This window comes from Spirosoma utsteinense (assembly GCF_014282275.1).
Classification (GTDB): domain Bacteria; phylum Bacteroidota; class Bacteroidia; order Cytophagales; family Spirosomataceae; genus Spirosoma; species Spirosoma utsteinense.
Map to the genome: position 1 here is coordinate 1 of NZ_VFIA01000081.1, position 9,070 is coordinate 9,070.

Below are 9,070 nucleotides of genomic sequence, written 5' to 3' on the forward strand. Positions count from 1 at the left end.
CGTTTACGAACCCACAAGGTCACATTGTACGAATCAGCGATAGGAATCTGCGCGGGTTTATGGAACTTCTATTTAGTTAACTAGCTCATAGTCACCATCACAACAAGTCTACTGTAATGACCTTAACTGTAACAATCAAAATGAAAAGGGTAAAATTCATAATTCTGTCCTTCGTGTGTATTTTAATTCTTACTGAACTTGTTGCACGGTATCTTGGCCTGGATCAGTTTCCATTATTTATGGAGAGTAAAGAGTTCGAATATATACACAGACCTAACCAAACAACGAGAATATACGGCAACAATTTCAAAACGAACGAGTACTCGATGCGCAGTGAGCCAATTGCCAAGAGTGATACATGCGTTGTATTACTCATTGGCGATTCTGTTTTAAATGGAGGTAATTCTATTGATCAGGATGAACTGGCGTCAACACTCCTGGAAAATAGCCTGACAAAAAAATTAGGCAAAAAAGTTCGGGTTCTGAACATATCTTCTTTCTCGTGGGGACCGGATAATATATATGCTTATTTAAAAAAATACGGGACGTTCAATGCTGATTTGATGGTTTATGTTTGTGGCAGTGGTGATGCCTATGATACTATGACATTTGAAAAAATTGTAGGCGTAAGTAGCGTGCATCCTGATAAAAACTACATATTCGGAATTAAAAAGCTAATAGATAAAGCCTATGGTGTCATCAAGAATACTTTTAAAAAAATATTTCTTAAAGAAAAATCACCTGAAGAAATGAAAGAAGATCAAAAATTTAACACTGGCTTTTCTAATTTAGACAGCCTTGCCCGACGCTTAAATATTCCTTTTTTGATTTATCTTCATCCCGATCTTGACGAAATCAGTAAAAAACAATATTCTAAAGACGGAGAATTAATAATTGATTTTTATACGGCCAGACATCGGGAAGTCATACGGGAGCTGGACCTGGGAGCGAAAAAAGACTATTACCTGGATGGGATCCATATCAACGCAGAGGGTCAGTTATTTATTAGTAAAAATTTATATGAACCTATTTTCAATTATATTAAATAATATAAAGTCTCTACTATCAACTACCGCTCTAGCAGTAGATTGCTGACAGATGATTACACTAACTAATTATAAATAGTACATAGCCTCAAGAAAATAATAATGTAATTTTACTGGCCTTCGGTCGAGATATATGAATCGAATATATGTGTATATTTATAAAAACAATTATCGTTCAGCCTAACACTGACGAAATTTCTATTTACGAGCTTGTTCGCAATTTGTGTACGATCTTCTGTCCATCGAACAGTATTTCGATATTAGTAAGCCGCTTAGTACTTTATCGTACTTCAGTGCAAAAAGAGTTCAGTGCTGGACACGGAAGAAAACTAAGCGTATTGGTACCTTGAGCGGCTTGCTGATTTGGCCCAGTAACCAATCTAAGAAATGTGCAATACTTACTAACTCATTTACTACCACTGAGTATCCCCTACGAAAGACGGCTTCCCGTAAACGTAGCGGCTCGTCGGTACTAGTCGATTTGGACCTGATGCGGTGAAACTGCCGTAGCCCTTCAGCCACACAAATCACGTACAGTACTACGACGATAGCTACTAACAACCGAATCTTTTTGGGTGAGCTAAACCCTAACTCTTCCAAGTCGAAGCCGTTGCTTTTCAAGTGTTTAAAGAAACATTTCGTTGTCCAACGAATCCGATACCGCTGGGCAATAGTCTGTTTGGCCCAACTCAGATTGCTTACCAGTAATACCAGTGGGTCAGCACCTTGTGGTCCGTCCTGATGACAAAGAGCTATAAACTGATACCGATGACCGGCCAACTCGAACCACTGACTCACGACGCGGCCCCGTAAAGCCCGTTTGAGTAACGAACTATAGGCCTTGCCGCCTGCCGCAATGTCGGCCTTGTAGGAGTCTTTGGGCAAACGAATGATGAAATTAATCTGCTGGTCGGTTAAAAAACTTAACCACTCTTTGCCTTCATATTCCCGATCGGCCAACAAACAAAAACCCCTCAAGGGGTAGAGTTGCATGGCTTGTTGGAGCAGTCGTTTGCGTTCCTGCTGAGAAGAGTGGCCCTTTTTGCCCAAATTATGCCACAACAAGGGCAGGCTAACGCCCCGATACACCAGACAAAGTACCAGCAAATGAATCTGTTTGGTACCCAGTTGCCAACTCGTACCGTCCAAAGTCAGGTAACCACTTCGCGAGCGGCCATCCCAACGTTTAGTATAATCTAGCACCCATATTATCAGCCATCGCTTCGGCGCTCCGATTCCATAGTTTATTCAGGGCTGTTTTGTTAGTAAAGAATCGAGTAAGCCGCCGGTAATGAGAGTCGGTTTTAGTCTGCCGGTTACCCAGCAAAAGGCCCAGATGGTTCTTAAGTTTGTTGAGATTGACGGTTTCCTTGATGAGGATAGCGCAGCCCACAGCCAGCAAATTATTGAGCAAGGCTGGGGAGAGATGTTGGGCGAAATCCTTAGATTTGTCCAAGAGCGAGGAGCGAAGTCGGGCAATGTGAGTCACGTTACAAAGCACTTATTTCGACCTCGCTTTTGCTATTCTAAACACTCAATGTCCAGTACTGTGCAAAAAGAGGACACTTTCATTTGTATCTTGTGAGCGCTTTATCGATCTACAATCTATATTGGAATTTATGAAACACTTTTCCCTCCTTTTTGGCTTTTTCAACACAGATCAGCGAGCCATCGACTCACCCAAAATTTATCCATTAAACTGGTTAGCTTGGGTCTGTGCATTTATCAGTTTTCTACTTTCAAAGCCACTCACGGCAGCTACATTGCCCAATGGATTTTCAGAAACCAGGCTGGCAACGGGCCTCGATCCAACGAGTATGGATTTCGCCCCCGATGGCCGCCTGTTCGTTACTGAAAAACTGGGTCGGGTGCGCATCATTAAAAATGGCAGCCTTTTGCCAACGCCTTTCCTAACTATTTCGGTTAATAATTTCGATGAGCGGGGATTACAAAGTATAGCGTTTGACCCGGATTTTGCCAATAACCAATTTGTATACGTATACTACGCCGTTGCAACAACACCCATTCATAATCGGGTCAGCCGGTTTAAGGCTGTTGGCGATGTGGCTGACCCGCGCAGTGAAACAATCATCCTTGAGTTAGATAATGTACAGGCCAGTGTCCACAATGGAGGGGCTATGTTTTTCAAAGATGGAAAACTGTTCATTACAACGGGAGAAGATGCTATCTATGAAAATGCCCGGAACATGAACAATCTTTTGGGTAAAGTGCTGCGGATAAATCCCGATGGAAGCATCCCTACCGACAATCCTTTTTACAACACCAACACAGGTAAGAATCGGGCTATTTGGGCGTATGGCCTCCGTCACCCATTTAAAGCGACGATGCAGCCAGGTACAGGTCGAATCTTTATTGGCGATGTGGGATCTGGAAATTATGAAGAAATCAACGAGGCATTTGCCGGTAAGAATTACGGGTGGCCCGCTGTTGAAGGATACCGAACAAACCAAGCAGTCCCCTCAGATTATCAGGACCCTATTTACGCCTACGATCACAATACAGGCTGTGCAACAACGGGGGGAGCCTTCTACAACCCTTCTGCCAATCAGTTTCCCAGTAGTTTTGTCGGCAAATTTTTCTTCGCCGATTACTGCGGTGGCTATATTAAAACGCTGGATTTCTCTAGCGGGGCAGTCATTGCGAATTTCGCCAATAACATAAATCGGCCCATTTCTGTCAAAGTTGGTCCCGATGGCAGTATGTACTATATAGCCCGTGGTGGTTTAGGAAGTGGCTCTACTGAAGACAATACGACCAGTAGCGAGGGCGAAGTCTGGCGAATACAGTACGTTGGCAATAACGTACCTACGATTTCGGCTCAGCCCAGCAACCAGATTGCTCCGGTGAGCAGCGCAGTCACATTTACCGTAGGGGCTTCTGGCACCGGCATCTCCTACCAATGGCAACGAAATGGAGTCAATATCAGTGGCGCTACCTCGTCCAGCTACACCCGGTCACCCGTTGTTCAGTCTGACAACGAAGCCGTATTTCGGGTGGTCGTTACTAATTCGTCGGGCAGCGTAACCAGCAACGGAGCCACGCTCACCGTAACGACCAATCAGAATCCCTCGATTCAGATTATCACGCCTGCCGCCGGCAGCATATACCGAGCGGGGAACACCCTATCGTTCAGCGGTTCGGCCACCGACCCCGAAGATGGTAACAACCTGCCCGCCAGTGCCTTCCAATGGCGTATTGAATTTCACCACGATACTCATGATCACCCCGGTCCCACGCCCAACGTATCGGGCGATGGCAAAAGTGGCACTTTCTCTATTCCAGCAATAGGCGAAACGTCGTCAAATGTATGGTATCGACTTTTTCTGACTGTCACCGATTCGCAGGGAGGGTCTACCACGAAGTACGTGGATATCAATCCAAGAGTAGTAAACCTGACGATCGCGACAAACCCTTCCGGTCTGCAACTCAATGTCGACGGTCAGCCTCATACTACTCCCTACAGCAAGCCCTACGTTACGGGCATATCCATTAATTTATCGGCACCAGCAACACAAACGCTTAATGGCGTAACTTATACGTTTGCGAACTGGGCACCTGCCATTAGTCCCGATGGCCAGATTTTCGTGCCCGACGACAACACAACGTACACAGCCACTTTCACCTCAACCGGAGGGGGTAACCTGCGCGATCCGGAGAACCCGGCCAACGCCCTGGCCGGACTCAACTACCAGTACTACGAAGGAGGCTGGAATAACCTGCCCAACTTCCCGGCCCTCATCCCCAACAAGACCGGCACGGCCAGCACCATCGACCTCGCGCCCCGCAGCCGCGATGAGAACTACGCCCTGCGCTTCGAGGGCTACATCAACGTACCCACCGACGGGCAGTACACCTTCTACACCACCTCCGATGATGGCAGCAAGCTCTACATCGGCTCTACCCAGGTGGTCGACAACGACGGGCCACACGGGGACCAGGAACGCTCGGGCACCATCGGTCTGAAGGCCGGCAAGCACGCCATGAGCGTGGCCGTCTTCCAGGGCAGTGGCGGGCAGTCGCTCAGCGCCAGCTATGCCGGGCCGGGCATCGGCAAGCAGCTCATTCCTTCTTCGGCCCTGTTCCGCCTGACGGCCACCCCACCGCCCCCACCCCCTACCGCTGATGGGGGCACGGGGACGGGTCTGCTGGCCGAGTACTTCAACAACCAGACCCTGACCGCCCCGGTGGTAGTGAGTCGGGTGGATGCGACTGTCGATGTGGACTGGGGCAACGGCTCACCGGCCAGCGCCGTCAACGTCGATAATTTCTCAGCCCGCTGGACGGGGCAGGTGGAGGCTCCCGTTTCGGGTAACTACACCTTCAGTCTGGTCTCGGATGACGGGGTGCGGCTGTGGGTCAACAATGTGCTGTTGATCAACAACTGGACCGACCATACACCAACCACCGACACCAGTCCGACCATCGCCCTGACGGGGGGCCAGAAGTACGACATCAAGCTGGAGTACTACGAGTTCAACAGCGGGGCCGTGGTGCGGCTGCAGTGGTCGCTTCCGGGGCTGGGTCCTCAAATTATTCCGAAAGGAAGACTTTATCCGGCCACGACGACGACGCCACCGCCCTCCAACCTGCGCGATCCGGAGAACCCGGCCAACGCCCTGGCCGGGCTCAACTACCAGTACTACGAAGGAGGCTGGAGCAACCTGCCCGACTTCGCGGCCCTGATTCCCAACAAGACCGGCACGGTCAACTCCATCGACCTTTCTGCCCGCCAACGCGAGGAGAACTACGCCCTGCGCTTCGAGGGCTACATCAACGTGCCCACCGACGGGCAGTACACCTTCTACACCAGCTCCGACGATGGCAGCAAGCTCTACATCGGCTCCACCCAGGTGGTCGACAACGACGGCTCCCACGGCGATCAGGAGCGGTCGGGCACCATCGGGCTAAAGGCCGGCAAGCACGCTATGAGTGTCACCGCCTTCCAGGGCGGTGGCGGCCAGTCGCTCAGCGCCAGCTATGCCGGACCGGGCATCGGCAAGCAGCTCATTCCTTCTTCGGCCCTGTTCCGCCTGACGGCCACCCCACCGCCCCCACCCCCTACCGCTGATGGGGGCACGGGGACGGGTCTGCTGGCCGAGTACTTCAACAACCAGACCCTGACGGCTCCGGTGGCGCTGAGTCGGGTGGATGCCACCGTCGATGTGGATTGGGGCAACGGCTCACCGGGCAGTGCCCTCAACATCGACAACTTCTCGGCCCGCTGGACGGGGCAGGTGGAGGCACCCGTGACGGGCAACTACACCTTCAGTCTGGTCTCGGATGACGGGGTGCGGCTGTGGGTCAACAATGTGTTGCTGATCAATAACTGGACCAACCATGCCCCGACTACGGACACCAGTCCGAGCATTGCCCTGACGGGGGGCCAGAAGTACGACATCAAGCTGGAGTACTACGAGTTCAACAGCGGGGCCGTGGTGCGGCTGCAGTGGTCGCTTCCGGGGCTGGGTCCTCAAATTATTCCGAAAGGAAGACTTTATCCGGCCTTCGTAGCTAGCGCAAGAATTTCGGCAGACGACGCAGCCAACGTCAATAATGAGCAGACTGTTAAGGTCTACCCAATACCTGCTCAGGATGAAATTCAGATTAGTTATGTGGCTAAAACGGCTGGTGAACTGTCGCTACGATTAGTCAATATAATTGGGCAACCCGTTCTTCAATTGAAGAATAGGGTGGTTGAAGGTCAGAATCTTTTCCAAATTCCGGTAAAAGATTTTAACCGGGGCATTTATTTTCTGTACATGACTCAGGGTGAGCGTCGTGTTCGGTGGAAAGTCCTGCTATCCGAATAGATCAACGTGCAGAAGCCCAATTGTCCGGGTTCACTCACAATAAGAGTGAACCCGGACAATTGGGCTTCTGGTTTTATTGTAAAAAGAAAACTTATCTATAACAGTAACACTGATGCGGTAGTAATCTACTATTGATCGATGACCAATTGACGATATAGCTACTATCCGTTTGCCGGTGTTTAGTGATTGATAATCAACTTTCGGCTAATGAGTTGCCCTTGCTTTGTCACCTGCACCACATACATTCCGGGCGATAAAGTCGACAGATCTATCTGACAGCGATCCTGCTGGCTCATTACTGTAGTCTGTACTTGCCCCAACATATCTACAAGCCGGACCTGGCATCCCTGAACACCGGTTACAGTTATCACTGATACGGCAGGGTTGGGATAAACGACTACGCTCTCTTCCAGTCCACGTTCCACACCAGCTTCCAGGGTGGCTATCCGGCCGCTTCCTTGTGAGGTGAAGCGGAACTTCTGGTTGTCGCCCCCCGAGTTGGGCCCCTGTTGCAGCCAGGCCCCTTCGTTGGGCGAACTGCCCGCAATGGCCAGATACTTCTGGCTGTGGCGAGCCACCAGGTTGTAGTACCCTCCACCGGCATCGATGAGCTTGTACTGCTGATTGTCTTGGGTGCTAGGGGTCCACTGCAGCACCGGCGCGCCATCGCTGGTCGAGTTGTTGAAGACATCCATGCCCTTGCCGTTGAGCGAGGAGCGGATGAGGTAGTAGCCGTTGCCCCTGTCGGTCAGTACCCACTTCTGAGTAGTCCCCCCCGTGGCGGCCCACTGCCCGATGCGGCCATCGGCATCGCGGGCGTCGATCAGCTGGCTGCTGTGTTTGACCGTTATGGTATAGACCTGCCCTGAAACGACGGCGGGGGCGGCCGGGCCCGCTGCCGTGAAGCGGAATTTCTGGTTGTCGCCCCCCGAGCCGGGCCCCTGTTGCAGCCAGGCCCCCTCGTTGGGCGAACTGCCCGCAATGGCCAGATACTTCTGGCTGTGGCGAGCCACCAGGTTGTAGTACCCTCCACCGGCATCGATGAGCTTGTACTGCTGATTGTCCTGGGTGCTAGGGTCCCACTGCAGCACCGGCGCGCCATCGCTGGTCGAGTTGTTGAAGACATCCATGCCCTTGCCGTTGAGCGAGGAGCGGATGAGGTAGTAGCCGTTGCCCCTGTCGGTCAGTACCCACTTCTGAGTAGTCCCCCCCGTGGCGGCCCACTGCCCGATGCGGCCATCGGCATCGCGGGCGTCGATCAGCTGGCTGCTGTGTTTGACCGTTATGGTATAGACCTGCCCTGAAACGATGGCGGGGGCGGGCGGGCCGGCCGCCGTGGCCAGGCTGGCGGTGTAGGTGGTGTTGGTGGCGGGAACCGTCAGGCTTGTGCCCGCCTCCCCGCTCCAGCCCGTAAACGTATAACTCACCCCATTCACCGTCTGCGGGCTGGCCACGGCCAGACTCACTGTACTGCCGACGGTGAAGGTCTGGGAGTAGGGCGTGGTGCGCACCTGCCCGTTGATGCTCACCTGCAAGCCCGCTGGACTCGTCACCCAGTTCAGACTCACCGTCGCCACCGGGGCACTCACCGGTTGGGTGATTGGACTACACCCCCCCGTGCCCACCGCCCCGTGGCTGATGTTGTCCAGCGGACTGTCCTTCATGCCCCCCGAGTTGACCAGCTGCAGATCGCACACCACCGTGTTGTACGAACCCGTGTTCAGGTACAGCCCGTTGGCACAGTTGTTGGCCCGGTTACTCTCGAAGATCGTCCCCAGCACCGCCGGGATCCGCTCATCCTGGTAAACACTCATCTGGTGATACTCCAGGTAGTTGAAGTAGCCCTCGGGGTAGTCGGCATCCACCACCGCCGGCACGTTGGGCTGACCCGCCGTCAGGCTGTTGCCCCGCATCTCCAGACCGATCACCGAGGTGCCGAAGGTGCGCGTCTGAATGTGCTGCACCGAATGTACCCCAATGAAGACCCCGTTGGTGCGGTCCGTGTTGGACACCGTATTGCTGATGATCTGATTGTTGAAGATGGGGATGAACTGCTGACGGCCTTCATTCTGCTGGAGGGGCGTGAAGTCGATCGAGCCGCTGTTGGTCAGGGTGTTGCCCACCACCGCCACCTCGCTGGTGGCGTTGTGGTACAGCGTGATGCCCCGGCGGTTGCCCTCCAGCGTGTTGCCC

5 protein-coding genes are annotated in these 9,070 nt (G+C 52.4%); 2 read left to right on the top strand and 3 right to left on the bottom strand.

The window, feature by feature from the left end:
* Positions 1-326: 326 nt before the first annotated feature.
* The gene (locus FH603_RS27005) at positions 327-1,049 is read left to right on the top strand and encodes a hypothetical protein (RefSeq protein ID WP_186742258.1); all 723 of its coding nucleotides are present in this window, start codon (positions 327-329) and stop codon (positions 1,047-1,049) included.
* Positions 1,050-1,352: 303 nt separating this feature from the next.
* On the opposite strand, the gene FH603_RS27010 is transcribed toward FH603_RS27005, so the two are convergent.
* Entirely contained in the window at positions 1,353-2,195 is an 843-nt protein-coding gene (locus FH603_RS27010; protein WP_186742260.1) for a transposase, read from the bottom strand.
* A gap of 37 nt (positions 2,196-2,232) precedes the next feature.
* Complete coding sequence (locus tag FH603_RS27015) at positions 2,233-2,502, bottom strand: hypothetical protein (protein WP_186742262.1); 270 nt, start codon at positions 2,500-2,502, stop codon at positions 2,233-2,235.
* A gap of 163 nt (positions 2,503-2,665) precedes the next feature.
* Here FH603_RS27015 and FH603_RS27020 point away from each other — a divergent pair, with 163 nt between their 5' ends.
* Positions 2,666-6,877 (top strand): PA14 domain-containing protein, encoded by a 4,212-nt coding sequence (locus FH603_RS27020; RefSeq protein WP_186742264.1) that lies wholly within the window; start codon positions 2,666-2,668, stop codon positions 6,875-6,877.
* A gap of 179 nt (positions 6,878-7,056) precedes the next feature.
* On the opposite strand, the gene FH603_RS27025 is transcribed toward FH603_RS27020, so the two are convergent.
* Positions 7,057-9,070, bottom strand: a 2,014-nt coding sequence (locus FH603_RS27025) for an RICIN domain-containing protein (RefSeq protein WP_186742266.1), incomplete at its 5' end; no start/stop codon positions are given.

Bases quoted from the DNA above. Each gene is read 5' to 3' on its own strand.
- FH603_RS27005 (WP_186742258.1), top strand. From the start codon at position 327: ATGCGCAGTGAGCCAATTGCCAAGAGTGATACATGCGTTGTATTACTC.
- FH603_RS27020 (WP_186742264.1), top strand. From the start codon at position 2,666: ATGAAACACTTTTCCCTCCTTTTTGGCTTTTTCAACACAGATCAGCGA.